This is a genomic window from Micromonospora sp. NPDC049559 (assembly GCF_040676675.1).
GTDB lineage: Bacteria > Actinomycetota > Actinomycetes > Mycobacteriales > Micromonosporaceae > JBFAPK01.
This window is the reverse complement of record NZ_JBFAPK010000026.1, coordinates 17,930-37,883: the sequence shown is the minus strand read 5'-3', so window position 1 is coordinate 37,883 and position 19,954 is coordinate 17,930. Positions and strand designations below refer to the sequence as shown.

Here is a 19,954-nt window from a genome sequence, read left to right as displayed (position 1 = left end):
CGGTTCGGGCCCTGGCTGGTGCAGACCGACGGACGGCGGACGCGGCTGCCGGTGCGGCGCTGGTACGGAGCACCGGAACCGGCGGTCGAGGCGGTCGTCGCCCGGTGTGCCGGCCCGACCGTCGACCTCGGCTGCGGCCCGGGTCGGCTCACCGAGGCGCTGGCCCGACGCGGCCTGGTCGCCCTCGGGGTGGACATCTCCGCCGAGGCGGTGCACCTGACCCGGACCCGGGGCGCGGCGGCGCTGCGGCGCGACGTCTTCGACCCGCTCCCCGGCGAGGGCCGCTGGTCGCACGCGCTGCTGATGGACGGCAACATCGGCATCGGCGGCGACCCGATCGCACTGCTACGCCGCTGTTCCGCCCTGATCCGGGCGGACGGCACGGTGCTGGTGGAGGTGGAGGCTCCGGGCACCGGGCTGTGGCGGGGACTCGCCCACGTCGCCTCGGGCGGGGCGGGCGAGGACCGGTACCGCGGGCCGTCGTTCCGGTGGGCGCGGGTCGGGGTCGAGGCGGTGGGGCGTACCGCCGCCGCGGCCGGGCTGCGGGTCGCCGCGCGGTTCCACCGCGGCCACCGCTGGTTCGCGGAGCTGGTCCGCCGATGATCCGTCCGCTGATCCGTCCGCGCGTCCCCGCGCCCGGGGACTTCACCGCACCGGCGCACTCGCCGCTGGTCGCGGCCCGGCTCGGGCTCTGGCTCGGGGTGGCGTTCGGGCTCTGTTTCGTCACCGGCCTGCTCAGCCACGGCGTCCAGCACCCGCCGGGCTGGTTCGTCTGGCCGACCCGGCCGGTGAACCTCTACCGGATCACCCAGGGAATGCACGTGCTCTCCGGGGTGGCGGCGATCCCGCTGCTGTTGGCCAAGCTCTGGAGCGTCTACCCGCGGCTCTTCGCCCGGCCGCCGCTGCGCCGGCCGGTCCGGCTCGCCGGGCACGGGCTGGAGCGGATCTCGATCCTGGTGCTGGTCTGCGCCGCGTTCTTCGAGCTGGTCACCGGGGTCTTCAACGTCGCGCAGTCGTACCCGTGGCGGTTCTTCTTCCCGACGGCGCACTACGCGGTCGCGTTCCTGGCGGTCGGGGCGCTGCTGCTGCATGTCGCGGTGAAACTGCCGGCGATCCGCGTCGCGCTCGCGGCGCCGGTCCGGCAACCGGATCCCGCCGCGTCCGCGCCGCCCGGGTCGGGCGCGCACCGGCCGTCGCCGCCGCACCCCGCGGTCGAAACGGGTACGCCGGACGAGGCGGCGGCCGGGCGGCGGGCGTTCCTGCGTACCGCGGCCGGCGCGGCCGGCGTGGCCGTGCTGGCCACGGCCGGGGTCACCGTGCCGTGGCTGCGCCGGGTCTCGCCGCTGGCCTGGCGTTCCGCCGCCGCCCCGCAGGGGGTACCGGTCAACCGCACCGCCACCGCGGCCGGCATCGTCGTACCGGTCGACTGGCGGTTGGAGATCGTCTGGCCGGGTGGCCGGCACGCCCTGTCACTCGCCGAGCTGGCCGCCCTGCCGCAGCGCACCGCCGAGCTCCCCATCGCCTGCGTCGAGGGCTGGAGCGCCTCGGCGAGCTGGCGCGGGGTACCCGTCGCCGAACTGCTCACCCACGCGGGGGCGCCCACGGGGCGGCCGTTGCGGGTGTCGTCGCTGGAGGCCGCCGGCCTGTACGCCACGAGCACCCTGCCGGCGCGGCACGCCGCCGACCCGCTGACCCTGCTCGCGCTGCGCATGAACGGCGAGGTGCTGACCCCCGACCACGGCTACCCGTGCCGGCTCGTCGCCCCGAGCCGACCCGGGGTGCTGCAGACCAAGTGGGTGACGCGGCTGGAGGTGCTCGGGTGAGGACGATCCGGCTGCTACTGGTCGTCCTCGGTGGCGCCGCGCTGGGGTACGGCGGGTGGCTGCTGCGCGGGCAGCTCGGGCCGGCGCTGCCCTGGCTGGTCGGCGGCCCGCTGCTGCACGACGCCCTGGTGGCCCCGCTGGTCGCGGTGGTCGGGCTGGCCCTGCGCCGGCTGGTGGGCGACCCGGTCCGGCGGGCCTGGCTCACCGCCGGGCTGGTGGTCTCCGCGATCCTGCTGCTCGTCGCGGTGCCCTTGCTGTGGCGGCCCGCGCCCGCGCCGCCCAACCCCGGTCTCCAGGACCGGGACTACCCGCTCGGGCTCGCGGTCTGGCTGGCGCTGCTCTGGGGCGGGATCTCGGTCGCCGCCGTCACCGCCCGACCCGACGCCCCGCGCGCTGCCCGACCCGACACCCCACGCGACACCCGACCCGACGCCGGGAACGGCGCCCGACCCGACGCCCCGGACGCCGCCCCACGCGGCGCCCGGCCCGACGCCCCGAGCGCCGCGCGTGACGACCGGCGCGACGCCGCCCATCCACACACCCCCGGGAGGTAACCATGAACCAGCCCGCACCGATCGGCGTGATCGGCGGATCCGGCCTCTACGAGTTTCTCGACGACGTCACCGAGGTACCGGTCGAGACGCCGTACGGCCCTCCGAGCGACTCGTTGTTCCTCGGTGAACTCTCCGGCCGGCCGGTGGCGTTCCTGCCCCGGCACGGGCGCGGTCACACCGTGCCGCCGCACCGCATCGACCACCGCGCCAACCTCTGGGCCCTGCGGTCGGTCGGCGTACGCCAGGTGCTCGCCCCGGGCGCGGTCGGCGGGCTCCGGCCGGAGTACGGGCCCGGCACGCTCGTCGTACCGGACCAGTTGGTCGACCGCACCAGCGGTCGCACGCAGACGTACTACGACGGGCTGCCCCGGACGGACGGGCAGGTCCCGGCGGTGGTGCACGTGGCGTTCGCCGACCCGTACTGCCCGGTCGGGCGCGGGGTGGTCGTCGAGACCGCGGCGGCCACCGGTTGGCGGCCGGTGGACGGCGGGACGATGGTGGTCGTCGAGGGCCCGAGGTTCTCCACCCGGGCCGAGTCGCGGTGGTACGCCGAACAGGGCTGGTCGGTCGTCGGCATGACCGGGCACCCCGAGGCGGTGCTGGCCCGGGAGCTGGCCCTCTGTTACACGGCGCTCTCGCTCGTGACGGACCTCGACTCGGGTGTGGAGGTCGGCGAGGGGGTCACGCAGGAGGAGGTGCTGAGGGTCTTCGGGCGCAGCGTGGAACGCCTGCGGGAGTTGCTGGTCGACGTGGTGAAGGCGCTGCCCACCGGACCTCGGGACTGCCTCTGCGCCCGCGCCCTCGCCGGCCTGCGCACGGGCATCACGCTGCCCTGACCGCCCCCGGTCCGGGTCCCGGCGCGGCCGCCCCCGGCACCCGGGCAGGCACGGGTCGGCACCTCGGCACGGGCCGACCCCGGCAGGCGGGGACCAGCCCACGCACGGCCGACCCCGGCGCTCCGGCATGCTCGGGCCGTTTGCCGCCGGGCCGGTCCGGGCATGTCGTCTTCGTCGAGGGACCGCAGCCACCAGGCTGTGCCGGCCACGGAAAGGAGCGGAAAATGCCCGCCGGATCCAGCCCGAAGAGGGAACGCCAGTACCAGCACATCAAGGCCAGCGCGAAGAAGCGGGGTGAGTCCACCGAGCGCGCCGAGGAGATCGCGGCCCGGACCGTCAACAAGGAACGCGCCCGCGCGGGCGAGTCGCGGACCGCCAGCCGCTCCTCGGTCAAGGACGTCTCCTCCGGCCACCGGGGCGGCAAGCGCTCGCACAGCGGCGCGCAGGGCCCGACCCGTGACCAGCTCTACGGCGAGGCGAAGCGGCGCAACATCAAGGGCCGCTCGTCGATGAACAAGGCCCAGTTGGAGAAGGCGCTCGGCCGCTGAGCCGGGCCCCCGGGCTCAGGAGCTGTGCCAGGAGCGCCAGAGCGCGGCGTAGCTGCCGCCCGCGGCCACCAGCTCGTCGTGGCTGCCGATCTCGGTGATCCGCCCGTCCTCCAGCACCGCCACCCGGTCGGCGTCGTGGGCGGTGTTGAGCCGGTGCGCGATCGCGATGACGGTACGCCCGGCGAGCACCGCCGCGAGCGCCCGTTCGGTACGCCGGGCGGTGGTCGGGTCGAGCGCCGCGGTGGCCTCGTCGAGGATCAGCGTGTGCGGGTCGGCGAGCACGAGCCGGGCGAGGGCGAGCTGTTGGGCCTCGGCGGCGCCGAGGTCCCGGGCGCCGTCGCCGAGCTGCGTATCGAGCCCGTCCGGCAGGTCGACGTACCAGTCCGCGCCCACCGCCGCCAGCGCGGAGCGCATCCGCTCGTCGGTGGCGTCGGGCGCCGCGAAGGCGAGGTTGTCGCGCAGCGAGCCGATGAAGACGTGGTGCTCCTGGGTGACCAGGGCGATGCGGCGGCGGCGCTCGGCCGGGTCCAGGTCGGTGACGGCGACCCCGCCGATGCTCACCTCGCCCTCGCGCGGCGCGTCGATGCCGGCGAGCAGCCGGGCCAGCGTGGACTTGCCGGCGCCCGAGGGGCCGACGACGGCGAGCCGCTCGCCGGGGCGTACGTCGAGGTCGATGCCGTGCAGCACGTCCCGGCCGCCGGCGTACGAGAACCGCGCGCCGCGTGCCACCAGCCGCTCCCCCGGCGGCGCGGTGGCCCGGCCACGGGGCTCCGGCGGTACCTGACCGACGCCGAGCACCCGGGCGAACGAGGCGATGCCGCGCTGCGCCTGCTCCAGCCAGAGCAGCAGCCGGTCCAGCGGGTCGATCGCCTGCTGCAGATAGAGCGCGGCGGAGACCACCTCGCCGAGGGTGACGAGGTCCCGGGAGAGGAAGAGGCCGCCGACGAGCAGCGCCGCGGCGACCGGCAGCGCGTAGCTCCCCTCCACCACCGGGAAGTAGACCGAGCGGAGCGCGAGCGTGGCGCGCCGGGTGGCCCACATCTCGGCGATGCGGGCGGTGCCGTGCTCGATCCGGTCCCGGCGCAGCCGCAGCGCCTCGACCGTACGGGCGCCCTCGGCGGTCGTGGTCAGCGCCTCGGTCAGCTCCGCGGTCGCCGCCCCCTCGGCGAGGTAGGCGGCACCGGCCCGGCGCAGGTACCAGCGGCTCACCAGGCAGATCGACGGTAGTCCGGCCAGCGCGACGAGACCGAGCAGCGGGTGCAGCAGGAAGACCGCCCCGAAGAGCAGCGACAGCTGCGCGGCCGCGATCACGATCACCGGTAGCACGTCCCGTACCGTCGTGCCGACCGTGGAGACGTCGACCGAGCTGCGGGTGGCCAGGTCGCCGGTGCCGGCCCGCTCGACCACCGAGACGGGCAGGGCGAGCATCCGCGCGACGAACTCCTCGCGCAGCCGCGCGACGGCCCGCTCCCCGAAGCGGTGGCCGGCGTACTGGGCGTACCGGGCGAGCAGTCCCTGCGCCAGCACGCAGCCGCCGATGGCGAGCGCCAGGCGGTCCACGGTGGCGACGCCGGCCCCGGCGGAGACCTCGTCCACGATCCGGCCGAGCAGCCACGGCGCGCCGAGCCCGGCGAGGGCGGCGCCGACGTGCAGCACCAGCACGACGGCCACGGCGCGCCGGTCCCGGGCCAGCAGCGCCAGGGTGGCGTCGCGGACGGCCCGCCGGTCCGCCACGGGTAGCTTCGTCCCCTGCGCCGCCTCCGCCGACCCGGTCATCGCAGCGCCTCCTGCGCCCCGATCGGCTCGTCCCCGGAGCCGGAGCCGCTGTCCCGGGCGACCAGCGCCCGGTAGCCGGGGTCCCGTTCGAGCAGCTCGGCGTGGGAGCCGGTGGCGACGATCCGGCCGTCGCGCAGGTGGGCGACCTCGTCGGCGCGGCCGAGCAGCAGCGGCGAGGTGGCCAGCACGACGGTGGTACGCCCGGCCCGGGCCGTGCCCAGCCGCCGCGCGATCCGCGCCTCCGTGTGCGCGTCCACCGCCGAGGTCGGGTCGACGAGGATCAGCACCTCCGGCTCGGCGAGCAGCGCGCGGGCGAGGCGGACGCGCTGCCGCTGGCCGCCGGAGAGGGTACGGGCCCGCGTCGCGATCGGCGTGTCGAGTCCGTCGGGAAGCGAGTCGGCGACGTCCCGGGCCGAGGCGGCGCGCAGCGCGGCGGCGATGGTGTCGTCGTCGGGGTCACCCCGGCTGGCGTCGCCGTGCCGGCCGCCGGCCGCACCGCCGCCGGGTCCGCCCGTCCCGCCGCCGGGTCCGTCCGGTCCGCCGCCGGGCCCGTCCGGTCCGCCGCCCGGGCCGGTACGCAGGATCTGCCGCAGGGTCCCGGCGAAGAGGTACGAGTCGTGGTCGGCCACGAGGATCCGGGCCCGCACCTCGTCCAGGTCGACCCCGGTCAGCGGGGCACCTCCCCAGGTCACGTCGCTGGTCACGTACCGGCCGAGCCGGTCGGCCAGAGCGACGGCCTCGGCCGGGTCGTCGGCGGCGACGCCGAGCAGCCGGCCGGGGCGTACCGTCAGGCCGCTCGCCGGGTCGCGCAGCTCGGCCGGGTGCGGCGGCGCGGCGGCGACGGCCGGTCCCCCGACCTCGTCGGGGGTCAGGTTGAGCAGGTCGACGATGCGGCGCGCGGCGACCCGCCCCTGGATCAGCTGGTAGCTCCCCTCGATAAAGAACCAGACCGGCACGACGAGGATCGCGACGTAGCCGTAGACCCCGACCAGTTCCCCGATGGTGATCTCGCCCTGGGCCGCCATCCGCGCGCCGAACCAGACCACCGCCGCGAGGAAGACCCCCGGCAGCGTGAGCGTCAGCGCGTCGATCCAGCTGTTGACCGCGCCCACCCGGTACCCCTCGGCGAGCAGGCCACCGGACCGGTCGGCGTACCGGCGGGCGAAGAGGTGCCGGCCGCCGACGCCGGCGAGCACGCGCAGGCCGGCCACGATGTCGCCGGCCCGGGTGGTGAGTTCGCCCTGCTGCCGCCGGTAGGCGGACTCGGCCCGTTCGAGCCGCCGCAGCAGCGGCCCGAGCACCACCACGATCGCCGGCACGCCGAGCAGTACGAACGCGGCCAGCGCCGGCGCCGTTGTCCAGAGCAGCACGGCGACGGCCGCGTACGCCATGACGGCGCCCACACCGGGTCCGGTCAGCGTGAGCACCTGCGAGGTACGGCCGATGTCGTACCCGCCGACCGTGGCGACCTCGCCCGCGGCCAGCTTGCGCGGCAGCACCGCGCCGATGCGGGCGAGCTGGCGCAGCAGCACGCCCGCCGAGCGGGCGGTGGCGTCCTCCCGCACGAACGTCATCGTCCGGTGTCGCATGATCCCCAGGTAGGCGAGTCCCGCCCCGGCCGCGACGATGGCGGCCACCCAGAGCAGCAGCGCGCGGGTGTCGTGCGCGCGCAGCCCGTCGTCGACCGCCCGGGAGATCAGGTACGGCCGCAGGGAGAGGCCGACCATCCAGGCGGTACCGATCAGGCCGCCGCGCAGCACGCGCCACGGTTGGCACCGGACCAGCCACCAGATGTACCGCAGCGGCCCCGCGGTGTCCGGGACGCCGGGATCGGGATGGGGCAATCGCGGGGGCACGGGCCCAGGCTATCGATCACCTCCGGGCCGCCGGGACCCGATTACCGCCCCGCCCCGCCCGCCGGCGCTCGGTGGCCGGCGCCCGCGCTTGCGGGCGAGGAGACCCCGGCGCGCCGCGCCGCGCTGGGCAACTCCGGCGCGGCGTGGCACCATCACGCGGGTGACCAGCAGAACCTCCGCCGAGCAGCACCTGCGCGACCTGGCGCGGCTGCGCCGCGTCCGCGACCGGATCGACCGGGAGTACGCGCGGCCGCTGGACGTCGAGGCGCTCGCCCGAGGCGTGAACATGTCGGCCGGGCACCTGAGCCGCCAGTTCCGGCTCGCGTACGGCGAGTCCCCGTACGGCTACCTGATGACCCGCCGGATCGAGCGGGCGATGGCGCTGCTGCGTCGCGGCGACCTCAGCGTCACCGAGGTCTGTTTCGCGGTCGGCTGCTCGTCGCTGGGGACCTTCAGCACCCGCTTCACGGAGCTGGTCGGCGTGCCGCCGAGCGCGTACCGGCGGCAGGCGACGGGCGCGACCGCCGGGATCCCGTCGTGCCTGGCGAAGCAGGTGACCAGACCGGTCAGGAATCGAGAAGCCCGGGCCAGGCAGCCGCAACTAGCCTGACCGGCATGGAGATCGCCGACACGAACCCGGGAGGGACCATGACCGGCTCGACCACGCAGGGCATCAAGACGGTGCTGCACCCCGTATCCGACCTGGCCGCGGCCAAGGCGGTCTACACCGCCCTGCTCGGCGTGCCCCCGCAGACCGACTCGTCCTACTATGTCGGCTTCGAGGCCGAGGGCCAGCAGATCGGGCTGGTACCGGCCGGCGGGCCGCAGGCCATGACCTCGCCGGTGGCCTACTGGCACGTACCGGACATCGAGGCGAAGCTGGCCGAGGTGACCGCCGCGGGCGCCACGGTGAAGGAGCCGGTACGCGACGTCGGCGGGGGCCGGCTGGTGGCCACGGTCACCGACCCCGACGGCAACGTCCTCGGGCTGCTGCAGGATCGATGAACGACAGAACCCGGCGCCGGCGCGGCGCCGGGGATCGGCGCGCCGGCGACCCGGACGCCCGGGCGGAGGGAGAGAGATGAGCACGGCCACGAGGACCCAGACGCGGGCGTCCGCGCCGCACGTCGCCGACAGCCACGACCTGATCCGGGTGCACGGCGCGCGCGAGAACAACCTGCGGAACGTCAGCGTCGAGATCCCGAAGCGCCGGCTCACGGTCTTCACGGGCGTCTCCGGCTCCGGCAAGAGTTCGCTGGTCTTCGGCACCATCGCCGCCGAGTCGCAGCGGATGATCAACGAGACGTACAGCGCCTTCGTGCAGGGCTTCATGCCGACCCTGGCGCGGCCCGAGGTCGACGTGCTCGACGGGCTGACGACCGCGATCATCGTCGACCAGCAGCGGATGGGGACCGACCCGCGCTCCACGGTCGGCACCGCCACCGACGCCAACGCGATGCTGCGCATCCTCTTCAGCCGCCTCGGCAGGCCGCACATCGGCTCTCCCCAGGCGTTCTCCTTCAACGTCGCCTCGGTGAGCGGAGCGGGCGCGGTCACGATGGAGCGCGCCGGCCGGACGGTGAAGGAGCGGCGCAGCTTCAGCATCACCGGCGGCATGTGTCCGCGCTGCGAGGGCCGGGGGTCGGTCAACGACATCGACCTCACCCAGCTGTACGACGAGAACAAGTCGCTCAACGAGGGCGCGCTGACGATCCCCGGCTACAGCATGGACGGCTGGTACGGGCGTATCTTCACCGGCTGCGGCTTCTTCGACCCGGACAAGCCCATCCGCAAGTTCACCAAGCGGCAGCTGCACGACCTGCTCTACAAGGAGCCGACCAAGATCAAGGTCGACGGGATCAACCTGACGTACGAGGGCCTGGTCCCGCGCATCCAGAAGTCGATGCTCGCCAAGGACGTCGACTCGCTCCAGCCGCACATCCGCGCCTTCGTGGAGCGGGCGGTCACCTTCACCACCTGCCCCGAGTGCGGCGGCACGCGGCTGAGCGAGGCGGCGCGGTCGTCGAAGATCGACGGGATCAGCATCGCCGACGCCTGCGCGATGCAGATCAGCGACCTCGCCGAGTGGGTGCGGGGCCTGTCCGAACCGTCGGTCGCGCCGCTGCTGGCGGCGCTGCGGCACACCCTCGACTCGTTCGTCGGGATCGGGCTGGGCTACCTCTCGCTCGACCGGCCGGCGGGTACGCTCTCCGGCGGCGAGGCCCAGCGGACGAAGATGATCCGTCATCTCGGCTCCTCGCTGACCGACGTCACCTACGTCTTCGACGAGCCCACCGTCGGCCTGCATCCGCACGACATCCAGCGGATGAACGACCTGCTGCTGCGGCTGCGCGACAAGGGCAACACGGTGCTGGTCGTGGAGCACAAGCCGGAGCTGATCTCGATCGCGGACCACGTCGTCGACCTCGGCCCGGGCGCCGGAGCGGCGGGCGGCATGATCTGCTTCGAGGGCACCGTCGAGAAGCTGCGGGCCAGCGGCACCGTCACCGGCCGCCACTTCGACGACCGGGCCCGCCTCAAGGAGACGGTACGGGCCGCCACCGGAACGCTGGAGATCCGCGGCGCGACCAGGCACAACCTGCGGAACGTCGACGTCGACATCCCCCTCGGGGTGCTGGTCGTCGTCACCGGGGTGGCGGGCTCGGGCAAGAGCTCGCTGGTCCACGGCTCGCTGGCCGGGCGGGACGGCGTGGTGACGGTCGACCAGGGTGCGATCCGCGGCTCGCGGCGGAGCAACCCGGCGACGTACACCGGGCTGCTCGACCCGATCCGCAAGGCGTTCGCGAAGGCCAACGGCGTGAAGCCGGCGCTGTTCAGCGCCAACTCCGAGGGCGCCTGCCCCAACTGCAACGGTGCCGGCGTGATCTACACCGACCTCGGCATGATGGCCGGGGTCGCCACCACCTGCGAGGTGTGCGAGGGAAGGCGGTTCGACGCGTCGGTACTCGAACACCGTCTCGGCGGTCGCGACATCAGCGAGGTGCTCGCGATGTCGGTGACCGAGGCCGAGCGGTTCTTCGGCGCCGGCGAGGCGCGCACCCCGGCCGCGCACGCCATCCTCGGCCGGCTCGTCGACGTCGGGCTCGGCTACCTCAGCCTCGGCCAGCCGCTCACCACGCTCTCCGGCGGCGAGCGGCAGCGGCTCAAGCTGGCCACCCACATGGCCGCCAGCGGCGGCGTCTACGTCCTTGACGAGCCGACCAGCGGCCTGCACCTGGCCGACGTCGCCCAGCTGCTCGGCCTGCTCGACCGGCTCGTCGACGCCGGCAAGTCGGTGGTCGTCATCGAGCACCACCAGGCGGTGATGGCGCACGCCGACTGGATCATCGACCTCGGTCCCGGCGCCGGCCACGACGGCGGGCGGGTCGTCTTCGAGGGCACCCCCGCCGACCTCGTCGCCGCCCGCTCCACCCTCACCGGCGAGCACCTCGGGGCGTACGTGGGGCGGTGACGGTCAGGAATCGAGAAGCACCGGGCCGTGGCCGCCAGTAGCGTGACCGGCATGAACGTCACCATCCACGCGAGCTTCCTGCCGCAGGACGACCCGGACGCGGCCCTGGCCTTCTACCGTGACGCCCTCGGCTTCGAGGTCCGCAACGACGTCGGGTACCGGGGGATGCGCTGGATCACGGTCGGTCCGCCGGACCAGCCGGGCACCTCCATCGTCCTGCACCCGCCGGCCGTCGACCCCGGCATCACCGACGACGAGCGCCGCACCATCGTGGAGATGATGGCCAAGGGCACCTACGGCGGCATCGTCCTGGCGACCACCGACCTCGACGCCACCTTCGAGCGGCTCCAGGCCAGCGACGCCGAGGTCGTCCAGGAGCCGGCCGAGCAGCCGTACGGGGTCCGCGACTGTGCCTTCCGCGACCCCGCCGGCAACCTGGTCCGCATCCAGGAACTGCGCTGAGCCGCCCGGCGCCCACCGCGTGACCGGGCGGCGACCGGTTCCCGACAACGCCGGACCGGTCCCGCCCGCACACGTATCAGGCCCCGCCGCCTCGACTCCTAACCCATGTCACCCGGTACGTCCGTGCCGGGTACGTGGGGGAGGAGAAAGCAGTGCGAAAGATCCCGATCACACTCACCCTGGCCGCGCTCACCACCGCGGCCGTCGTCATCCCCGCCGGGCCGGCCGCCGCCGCGGTACCCGGCCTGGTACGCATCTCCGAGGTCAGCGCCTCCAACTCCGACGACGTCCGGAGCGTCACCGCGACCTGCCCGGTCGACACGGTCGCGCTCAGCGGGGGCTACGAGATCAACGGCGCCACCGGCGAGGTCACCGTGACCTACCTGCGCCCCAACACCACCTCGGTCTCGGCGATCGCGTACGAGGAGGACGCCTTTGCCAGCAACTGGACGCTGACCACGTACGCGGTCTGCGCCACCGAGCCCGCCGGACTGCTGCACATCACCGCGTCGGGCTCCAGCAACTCGAACGACTTCAAGAGCGTCCCGGCGACCTGCTCGGCCGGCGACGGCCTGATCGGGCTCGGCTTCTCGGTCGGCGCCACCGGCGAGGCCGTGGTGGACGACTTCCGGCCCAACGGCGGTACCAGCACCGCACCGACCTCGGTCACCGTCGGCGCGTACGAGGCCGAGGCGTACGCCGGCAACTGGGCGGTCACCACCTACGGCGTCTGCGCCAACACCCTGCCCGGGCTGGTGCGCGCCTCCGCGTCCAGCACCTCCAGCAGCACCGACTACCAGAGCGCCACCGCCTCCTGCCCGGCCGGAACCGTGCTGGTCGGCTCGGGCTTCGAGGTCAACGGCGCGACCGGGGAGGTTGTCGTGGACGACTTCCGGCCCAACGGCGGCGCCAGTACCGCACCGACCTCGGTCACCGTCGGCGCGTACGAGGCCGAGGCGTACGCCAGCAACTGGTGGGTGACGGCGTACGCCAACTGCGCGACCGCCTGATCCCCGAGGGCCCGGACGCGGATGCTCCGGGCCCTCTTCCTTCGCGCCCTTCTGGAACGGTTCAAGGGCAGGCCGGACCCTCCGGAGTGGATATCAGGATATGTGCGGACTCGCTGATCGGCACCGTTCGCCGGGGTGAAGCGGGATCTTGACGCGGTCGGCGGGCGTGATTATGGTTCCGTTTCAGCTTTGTTAAAACGTTTCAAACGCTGGCGCTCTCCCCCAGGAGCGCTACCGGCGCGACGGAACGTTCCTCGCCGGTAGCAGTTGACGGCATTCCCCGAAGGGCTGCCCATGACCGCGTACCCCGCCTTCCCACCCCCACCGCACCGCCACGCCGCGCTCCGGTCGCGTCCCCGGCGGTGGCACTGCCCGCCGGTCTCGCGGGCGTGGGACACCACCGACAGAGGCCCTGCCCCCGGACCCGCCCGTAGCCTCCCTGGAGGACGTACCTTGCGAAAGAGAATCGCCTCGTCCGTGGCGACCGTGCTGCTGTTGCTGGGCTCGACCGGAGCCGCCTCGGGCGCCTCGCGCTCCGGGCCGCACTTCGCGCCGGACCCGGCCGGCCCGATGCCGTCCGAGCAGCTCAGGTCCCAGTTCACCACGAAGAGCGTGACCGTGGACGGCCGCGCGGACCGGGCGTACGACTCGGCCCGGCCGGCCCGGATCGCGCACGCGAAGAACGCCACCGCGACCGCCGACGCGACCACCGCCACCCATGGCGAGCTGCGCTCCGTCTGGGACGGCCCGGTCCTCTATCTGCTGGTCGAGGTGCACGACGCGACGAGGTCGCGCGGCGCCGCCACCGACAAGGGGCTCCGGCAGGACGCGGCCAACGACCCCGCGCTGCGCGACAGCGTGGTCTTCGGGCTGGACTTCTGGAACGACAAGGTCGACAAGTTCGAGGACGACGACGGCCTCTTCACCATCAGCGCCAACGGCAACCTGACGTACCAGTTCAACCAGTTCGTCAACAACCACTCCTCGGTGCACGCGTACCCGGAGAACCGGGAGTACACGAACCGGATCTCCGGCTACGCCGCGGCGGAGACGACGGACGGCTACACCGTCGAGCTGGCGTTGCAGATCGAGGGCGCGAAGCTGCGCAACGGTACGAGGTTCGGCGTCGAGGTCGCGCTCAGCGACTCCCCCGCCGAGGGCGTGGCCCGGACCAACTACGTCTTCTGGAGCCACCGGGACAACGCCTACCCGGCGCTGAGCCAGGACCACCCGGTCGACTGGGGCACCGTCACGCTCGCCGGCTGGGACGGCCACGCGAAGTTCGCGTTCAGCGACTGGCCCCTGCGCGACACGATCCGCTGGGTCGAGTCCCCGTCACTGGTGAAGGGCGTCTGGACGGCGGAAAGCCAGCGGAGGCTGGACGCGGCGCTGGCCGAGGCGAAGCGGACCGTCGGCTCGACCCGGCAGCCGGTGGTGGACCGCGCGACCCGGCGGCTCCGGGACGCGGTCGACGGGCTCCGCTGGATCGACCAGAAGTACCCGGACCCGATGGACCTGCCGTCGAGGTTCACGCTCCCGGACCCGTGGACGTACTTCGACGGCAGGAAGGTCACCAGCGCCGACGACTGGTTCCGCGACGGCGGCCGGCGCGACGAGATCCTGGACCTGGCCCAGTTCTACGAGTACGGCTACAAGCCCGGCGCCCCCGACAAGACCTCGATCACCAGCGTGACGCCGGTACCGCCCCGGACCGTCCCGCCGGCGCCGGCCGGTCTCGCCCTCACCGTCTCGATCACGTACGGGGCGACGACCGCCCCGATCACCTTCACCCTGTACCCGCCGACGCAGGCCGCGCGGGACGCCGCCGGCCACCGGGGCCCGGTACCGGCGGTGCTGAGCTTCGGCGGGTACCTCCCCGAGTACGGCGACGCCGGCTTCGCCGTGCTGACCGTCCCGACCAGCGTCACCACGGACGACCGGAACAGCCCCTGGGGGCCCCGCGCCGGCACGTTCCGCACCTTCTTCCCGTACACCCGCGACGGCGACCCGCACGAGATCAGCAACGAGATGGGGGCCGCCTGGGGAGCCTCCCGCGCGGTCGACGCGCTGGAGCTGCTGGCGAGGTCGGGCGACACGTACGGCGCCGGCGCCGGCTCGCTGGTGGCCCCGGACAAGCTGGCGGTGACCGGCCACTCGATCAACGGCAAGTACGCCTTCCTCTCCGCCGTCTTCGACGAGCGCATCGACGTCTGCGTCCCCAGCGCGGCGGGCGCGACCGGCCCGTCCCCGTACCGGTACGTCTACATCGGACAGCGGTTCAGCTGGGGCACCGCGAGCGGTACCGAGATGATGGGCGACACCATCCGGCACAACCCGGGCCGCACCACGGAGCTGTTCCGCCGCTTCCTCACGCCCGGCCGCTTCTACCAGCGGCTCGACGGCGCCTACGGGTACGGCGACCGGCTCCCGTTCGACCAGCACGAGCTGGTGGCGACGCTGGCACCGCGGGCCATCGTGCTGCACAACACCGTCAACGACTACAACGACGGGGCGGAGAGCGACCCGCTGGGCCTCCAGGCGGCGAAGTTCGTCTACGACACGCTCGGCTACCCAGCGGACGACCTGGTCAAGTTCAACGTACGGCCGGTTCCGGCCGGCGAGCCGCACGCCGAGGACACGCCGCAGCGGCGGCGGACCGCCGAGTACCTGGACCACTACTTCTACGGCCGGCCGATGTCGGCGGAGACCGCCGCGTTCCTGGACGACGACCCGTTCGACGACCGGGGCGCGCGGGCCGAGAACGCCTACAACCGCTACTACGGCGGCTACCGCACCATCGCGCCGTGGAAGGACTACCGGTTCCCGGGGAAGCCCCACGGAACCTCGAACTAGCGTGAGTCTTCGCGACCGCCCGGCTCAGGGGCCGAGCCGGGCGGGCTCCACCCCGGTGGCGAGCCGGGCGGCCCGGAGCTGGAGGTAACGCTGCTCCGGAAGGCTGGTGGTCCGGCCGGCGGCGGCCCGGTAGTGCTCGACCGCGCGGTCCCGGTCGCCCAGCATCTCGTACAGGTGCGCGCGGGCGGAGTGGAGGCGGTGGTGCCCGGCCATGCGCGGGTCGCCGTCCAGGGCGGCCAGCGCCTCCAGTCCGGCGGCCGGGCCGTGCACCATGGCGGTGGCGACGGCCCGGTTCAGCGCGACGACCGGACCGGGGGCGACGCGCTCCAGCACCCCGTACAGGGCGAGGATCTGCGGCCAGTCGGTCTGCTCGGCGGTCGGCGCCTCGTCGTGCACGGCCGCGATGGCGGCCTGGAGCTGGTACGGCCCGACGGGGCCCCGGGGCAGCGCCGCGGTGACCAGCGCGACGCCCTCGGCGATGGCCGCCGCGTCCCAGCGACCGCGGTCCTGCTCGGCGAGGGAGATCAGCTCGCCGGACGGGCCGGTCCGGGCGGGGCTGCGCGCCTCGGTGAGCAGCAGCAGCGCGAGCAGTCCGGCGACCTCGCTGTCCCGAGGCAGCGCCGCGTGCAGGGCCCGGGCCAGCCGGATCGCCTCGGCCGCCAGCTCGACCCGGTGCAGGCGCGGGCCGGCGCTGCTGGTGTGCCCCTCGTTGAAGATCAGGTAGAGCACGCGCAGCACGGCCTCCAGCCGGCGCGACCGGTCCTGCGCGTCGGGCATCCGGAACGGCACCCCCGAGCCCTTGATGCGCTGCTTGGCCCGGCTGATCCGCTGCGCCATCGTCGTCTCGGGGACGAGGAAGGCGTGGGCGATCTCGGCGGTCGTCAGGCCGGCGACCGCCCGCAGTGTCAGCGCCACCGCCGAGGCGGGCGAGAGCGCGGGGTGGCAGCAGAGGAAGAGCAGGATCAGGGTGTCGTCGCGCTCCGCGGCGAGGTCGAGGTCGGCCGGGGCCGCCCACTGCCGGTCGTCCGGCTCCCGGCGGGCCGCCAGCTCCTCCCGGTTGCGCCGGGCCTGCTCGTTGCGGACCTGTTCCACCATTCGGCGGTACGCGACCTGGATCAGCCAGCCGCGCGGGTTGTCCGGCGTACCGTCCCGGGGCCACTGGGTCGCCGCGGCCAGCAGTGCCTCCTGCACCGCGTCCTCGGCGAGGGTGAAGTCGCCGAACCGGCGGGTGAGCACGCCGATGACCTGCGGCGCCAGCTCGCGCAGCAGGTCATCGAGGCGTGCCTCACCACCGGTCAGCGATCACACCTCCACCGGCGGCGCCGACAGGACCGGGCGTACCTCGATCGGCATGTTGAGCGGGCGACCGCCGGGGCCGGGGGCGGTGGAGATGTAGGCGGCGAGTTCGACCGCCCGCTCGGGCGTCTCGCAGTCCACGATCCAGTAGCCGGCGAGAAACTCCTTCGTCTCGGCGAAGGGCCCCTCCGTGATCAGGGGCTCGCCGCCGCCGGCCGCCCGTACGACCCTGGCCTGGTCCGGTCCGGCCAGCCCCTGGGCGTCGACCAGCTCGCCGTCCGCGCTGAGCTTGCCGTTCAGCTCGCGCATGAACGCGATGTGCGCCTTGATCTCGTCCGGCGCCCAGGTGTCGATGGACGGGAAGTCCGCCGTCGCGGCGCTGAACTGCATCAGCAGCATGTACTTCATGTCCTGCCTCCTCCGTGCCCGGCGCCGGTCCGCTCCGACGCTCTCACGATGAGGTAGAAGCCGCGCGGTCCGTTCTCGACATCCTCGCAGAAGAAATCCGCGAGAATTTTCCCGCGCCGGTCGGTCGCGGCGTTCCGTCGCACGGCCGGCCGGTTCTCGGGCCCGGGCCGCGGCGACGGGTTCGGCGTGGATCTACCGCAGCCGGGCCGTGAAGCTGCGGCCGTAGGCGTGCCGGGTGGTGACGTCGATCCGGGTACCGTCCCGGACCTGGTCGACGCGTACCCCCTCGTCGGCCGCGAGCGCGCGCAGCCGCCGGCCGCGTACCAGGACCGAGACCGTGTCCCGTTCGGTGGTCGGGTCGGCGATCGCGATCGAGGTGGTGCCGTCGGCCGCCCGCCGGGCGAGCAGCGCGGTCGGGCCGTCGAGGGAGAAGCGTTCGACCTGGTACCGGCCCGGGGCGAACACGTTGCCGGCGACCAGCCCCAGCCCGTGGTGCCGGATCGCCTGCACCCGGGTCGAGTTGGCGAGCACGCCGATCGGTCCCGGGTACGTCGCCAGCTGCCGTTCGGTGGCGTTCGGCACGATCGCGTACGCCATGGCGCGCGGCGGCGAGCCGGCCGCCTGCTCGAACAGCACCGAGAAGACCTGCTTGGCGACGGTCGTGTCCGGATTGGCGGTACGGACCACGCGCCGGCTGCGGCTCACCGCGTCGAGCGCGACGGTGACCGGTTGCCGGTCGAGGAAGACGTAGCCGACGGCACCGCCCCGGGTGGCGTTGGCGTAGCGCAGCCAGGACAGCGGGGCCGTGCCGGTGCCGGACCAGGCCGCGCCGCCGGGCCGCCGCCCGACGAGGGTCACCCGGTCGTCGGGCGCGGCGATCCGGCTGTCGACCGTGGTGGTCACGGCCCGTCCCGCCCGGTCCCCCACGCCGGCGGCGAGCACCACGATCTCGTCGTCGAGCAGAAACCACGACTTGGTGGCCGTGGCGTTGCGGTAGGCGACGAAGTCGTCCGGCAGCTGCCCGGCCCGCTTCGCGGCGTACGCCACGTCGTCGGCCTGCACGAACGCGGCGCTGCCGTACGCGCCGAGGCGGGCGCCGCCGGAGAGGCCGCCGGCGCCGCGCGGGAAGTAGACGTACGTGTTCTGCGACTCGGACGAGGAGGTGAAGCCCAGCTCCGGCCGGTCGTACCAGGCGGTGCCGTAGAGCTCGGGGACGCTGCGGCGCTCCTCGACCGGGGCGGTGACGCCGGCGAGCCGGTACGGCGGGACGGTCGCGTAGTAGTCGACGCCGTACGCCTGGCTCTGGTCCTGGCCGGCGAGGTAGAGGTGGTGGGCACCCTCGCCCTGGAACCAGGGGAGCAGGTTCTCGCCGCTCATGTACTCGTACTTGCTGATCCGTGGGGAGGTGCGGGCGAGCGCGAAGGCATAGCCCGGGCGGCGGTGCACGGTACGGTCCATCGCGGCGAAGGCGACGTGGCGTTCGGCCGGTACCAGGTCGCGGGCCGGCAGCGCCGGGTCGGCGAGGATGTCGGCGTAGCGGGCGACGCTGACCGGGGAGACGAAGCCGGCCGGGTCGAGCGCGGCGCGGGAGTTGCGCCGCAGGAACGCGACGTAGCCGCGCAGCGCCTCGGCGTCGGCGCCGGTGGCGTGCCCGGAGAGGTCGACGACGGCCTCGACCACGGACGCCACGTCGGCGTAGCCGGTGCCGGTCCGGGAGACGGCGCGGCCCTTGACCATCTCCATCAGCCAGCCCTCGAAGATCAACGGGGCGAAGCCGTCGACCACCCAGCCCCGCACCACCCGGACCAGGTCCTCGGTGGTCACGTACCGGGTGCCGGCGAGGATCTTGATGGTCTGCACGACCCGGGTGAGCAGTGCCTTGCCGTACGAGCCGGTGTAGGCGACCGAGGCGTGCTGGATGAACGAGCCGTCGGCGTAGTAGCCGTCGGTGACGCCGTGCCGCAGCTGGTACGGGTCGATGGTGGCGAAGACGGTGAGCTGGTCGGCGACGGCCTTGCTGACCCGCGCGTCGTCGCCGGTCACGGCGCCCTGGAGGATCCGGTTGCCGGTGATGTCGGCCAGGTTGGCGCCGGTGTGGAAGCGCGAGTCGAGGTCGACGTCGCCGTCGCGGCCATTGCGCAGGTAGCCGTCCATCGCGGCGACGTAGCGGGTGACCAGCTCCGGCCGGTCCGCGGCGAGCTGGTCGGCCAGCAGCACCAGGATCCGGCTCACCTGGGTGGAGATGCCGATCTCCCAGTTGAACCAGTTGCCGTAGTACCCCCTCGCCTGGTCGCCGTAGTACCGCTCGTACAGCCAGTCGAGCCCGTCGACGACCCGCCGCCGCACGGCCGCGACGTCGGCGCCGAGGTCCGGGGCGGCGGGACCGGGCACCCGGGTGGCGAGGGCGATCTCGTAGAGGTACTGGAACGAGGTGGTCAGGTTGGCGTCGGCGGTGCCGAGCGGTACGCCCCGGAACAGCTCGCCCGTCCCGGCCTGGTCCAGCGCCGCGAGCCGGGCGCGGGCGGTCGCGCCGATGGCGGCGAGCTTCGCGGCGACCTCCGGCCGGGCGTTGGACTCGGCGGTACCGGCGAAGAGCGCGACCATGTTGCCCAGCAGCACCGCGTGGTCGCCGGCCGCGCCGGAGCGCGCGGCTGCGCGGTGGTCGGCCGCGCCGGGCGGGGCGGACCCGGCGGGCGCGGCGGCGGCCCGGGCACGCAGCGGTGGGACGGCCGCGAGCAGGGCCGCGGTGGGGACGACCGAGAGCACGGTACGGCGCGGAATCTGCACGGGACGCTCCGGAGATCGATGGAAAGCGTTTGCCGCATTCAACCAACGGCCCGCCGCAAGGTCAACGACTCCCCGGGCCGGCCCTCGCGCGCTCCCGCGCGGCGGGTGCGTCCGGCGGAGCGGGACGTCCCCCCACCGCCGGCCCGTCCGACGAGCGGTCCGGGACGGTCGCCGAAAAACTACCGGTAACCTTCCGAAACACGAGCGCCGGAACTGCCGGGCGGCCTCGATCGGCCGGGCCGCGACGATCGGGAGCGGAGCTGCGGACGTCCG

At 74.1% G+C, this 19,954-nt stretch carries 16 protein-coding genes; 11 read left to right on the top strand and 5 right to left on the bottom strand.

The genetic code is table 11. The features are described from left to right. The first annotated feature begins 15 nt into the window (after nt 1–15). The 5 genes from AB0J86_RS25060 (at nt 16) to AB0J86_RS25040 (ending at nt 3,761) form a co-directional block, all read left to right on the top strand. A complete protein-coding gene (locus tag AB0J86_RS25060) occupies nt 16–603 on the top strand; it encodes a methyltransferase domain-containing protein (protein ID WP_363860116.1) in 588 nt (195 codons plus the stop codon). Continuing rightward, nucleotides 600–1,823 carry a molybdopterin-dependent oxidoreductase gene (locus tag AB0J86_RS25055; protein ID WP_363860044.1) on the top strand — a complete coding sequence of 408 codons (1,224 nt, stop codon included), beginning with the start codon at nt 600–602 and terminating at the stop codon, nt 1,821–1,823. The genes AB0J86_RS25060 and AB0J86_RS25055 overlap by 4 nt, the downstream gene beginning before the upstream one ends. Further along, complete coding sequence (locus tag AB0J86_RS25050) at nt 1,820–2,377, top strand: hypothetical protein (protein WP_363860043.1); 558 nt, start codon at nt 1,820–1,822, stop codon at nt 2,375–2,377. The genes AB0J86_RS25055 and AB0J86_RS25050 overlap by 4 nt, the downstream gene beginning before the upstream one ends. Nucleotides 2,378–2,379: 2 nt before the next feature. Continuing rightward, nucleotides 2,380–3,213, top strand: a complete 834-nt coding sequence (locus AB0J86_RS25045; protein ID WP_363860042.1) for an S-methyl-5'-thioadenosine phosphorylase — start codon at nt 2,380–2,382, stop codon at nt 3,211–3,213. Between the two features lie 224 nt (nt 3,214–3,437). Next, nucleotides 3,438–3,761 (top strand): plasmid stabilization protein, encoded by a 324-nt coding sequence (locus tag AB0J86_RS25040; protein ID WP_363860041.1) that lies wholly within the window; start codon nt 3,438–3,440, stop codon nt 3,759–3,761. 15 nt (nt 3,762–3,776) lie between these two features. Here the strand turns inward: AB0J86_RS25040 and AB0J86_RS25035 are convergent, their stop codons facing one another. Continuing rightward, nucleotides 3,777–5,537: an ABC transporter ATP-binding protein gene (locus AB0J86_RS25035; RefSeq protein ID WP_363860040.1), complete on the bottom strand. Its 1,761-nt coding sequence runs from the start codon at nt 5,535–5,537 to the stop codon at nt 3,777–3,779. Further along, nucleotides 5,534–7,393 carry an ABC transporter ATP-binding protein gene (locus AB0J86_RS25030; RefSeq protein WP_363860039.1) on the bottom strand — a complete coding sequence of 620 codons (1,860 nt, stop codon included), beginning with the start codon at nt 7,391–7,393 and terminating at the stop codon, nt 5,534–5,536. Before AB0J86_RS25030 ends, AB0J86_RS25035 begins: the two co-directional genes overlap by 4 nt. Nucleotides 7,394–7,553: 160 nt before the next feature. On the opposite strand from AB0J86_RS25030, the gene AB0J86_RS25025 reads away from it, so the two are divergent. From AB0J86_RS25025 to AB0J86_RS25000, 6 genes are all read left to right on the top strand, one after another. Then, nucleotides 7,554–8,003, top strand: a complete 450-nt coding sequence (locus AB0J86_RS25025) for a helix-turn-helix transcriptional regulator (RefSeq protein ID WP_363860038.1) — start codon at nt 7,554–7,556, stop codon at nt 8,001–8,003. A gap of 5 nt (nt 8,004–8,008) precedes the next feature. Continuing rightward, a complete protein-coding gene (locus AB0J86_RS25020) occupies nt 8,009–8,398 on the top strand; it encodes a VOC family protein (protein ID WP_363860037.1) in 390 nt (129 codons plus the stop codon). Nucleotides 8,399–8,474: 76 nt separating this feature from the next. After that, a complete protein-coding gene (locus tag AB0J86_RS25015) occupies nt 8,475–10,865 on the top strand; it encodes an excinuclease ABC subunit UvrA (protein ID WP_363860036.1) in 2,391 nt (796 codons plus the stop codon). Between the two features lie 51 nt (nt 10,866–10,916). Beyond that, nucleotides 10,917–11,327, top strand: coding sequence for a VOC family protein (locus AB0J86_RS25010; RefSeq protein WP_363860035.1), 411 nt, complete (start codon nt 10,917–10,919; stop codon nt 11,325–11,327). 152 nt (nt 11,328–11,479) lie between these two features. After that, nucleotides 11,480–12,337: a hypothetical protein gene (locus AB0J86_RS25005; protein ID WP_363860034.1), complete on the top strand. Its 858-nt coding sequence runs from the start codon at nt 11,480–11,482 to the stop codon at nt 12,335–12,337. Nucleotides 12,338–12,790: 453 nt separating this feature from the next. Beyond that, on the top strand, nt 12,791–15,190 hold the full coding sequence (locus AB0J86_RS25000) for a sugar-binding protein (RefSeq protein WP_363860033.1): 2,400 nt from the start codon (nt 12,791–12,793) through the stop codon (nt 15,188–15,190). Nucleotides 15,191–15,214: 24 nt separating this feature from the next. Here AB0J86_RS25000 and AB0J86_RS24995 read toward each other — a convergent pair whose 3' ends face one another. From AB0J86_RS24995 to AB0J86_RS24985, 3 genes are all read right to left on the bottom strand, one after another. Then, nucleotides 15,215–16,489 carry a sigma-70 family RNA polymerase sigma factor gene (locus tag AB0J86_RS24995; RefSeq protein ID WP_363860115.1) on the bottom strand — a complete coding sequence of 425 codons (1,275 nt, stop codon included), beginning with the start codon at nt 16,487–16,489 and terminating at the stop codon, nt 15,215–15,217. 3 nt (nt 16,490–16,492) lie between these two features. Continuing rightward, the gene (locus AB0J86_RS24990; RefSeq protein WP_363860032.1) at nt 16,493–16,894 is read right to left on the bottom strand and encodes a YciI family protein; all 402 of its coding nucleotides are present in this window, start codon (nt 16,892–16,894) and stop codon (nt 16,493–16,495) included. A gap of 192 nt (nt 16,895–17,086) precedes the next feature. After that, nucleotides 17,087–19,681: a polysaccharide lyase family 8 super-sandwich domain-containing protein gene (locus AB0J86_RS24985; protein ID WP_363860031.1), complete on the bottom strand. Its 2,595-nt coding sequence runs from the start codon at nt 19,679–19,681 to the stop codon at nt 17,087–17,089. Nucleotides 19,682–19,954 lie beyond the last annotated feature (273 nt).

Coding starts and splice junctions, on each gene's coding strand:
- AB0J86_RS25055 (WP_363860044.1), top strand. CDS start 600: ATGATCCGTCCGCTGATCCGTCCGCGCGTCCCCGCGCCCGGGGACTTC.
- AB0J86_RS25045 (WP_363860042.1), top strand. CDS start 2,380: ATGAACCAGCCCGCACCGATCGGCGTGATCGGCGGATCCGGCCTCTAC.
- AB0J86_RS25040 (WP_363860041.1), top strand. CDS start 3,438: ATGCCCGCCGGATCCAGCCCGAAGAGGGAACGCCAGTACCAGCACATC.
- AB0J86_RS25035 (WP_363860040.1), bottom strand. CDS start 5,537: ATGACCGGGTCGGCGGAGGCGGCGCAGGGGACGAAGCTACCCGTGGCG.
- AB0J86_RS25020 (WP_363860037.1), top strand. CDS start 8,009: ATGGAGATCGCCGACACGAACCCGGGAGGGACCATGACCGGCTCGACC.
- AB0J86_RS25015 (WP_363860036.1), top strand. CDS start 8,475: ATGAGCACGGCCACGAGGACCCAGACGCGGGCGTCCGCGCCGCACGTC.
- AB0J86_RS25010 (WP_363860035.1), top strand. CDS start 10,917: ATGAACGTCACCATCCACGCGAGCTTCCTGCCGCAGGACGACCCGGAC.
- AB0J86_RS24990 (WP_363860032.1), bottom strand. CDS start 16,894: ATGAAGTACATGCTGCTGATGCAGTTCAGCGCCGCGACGGCGGACTTC.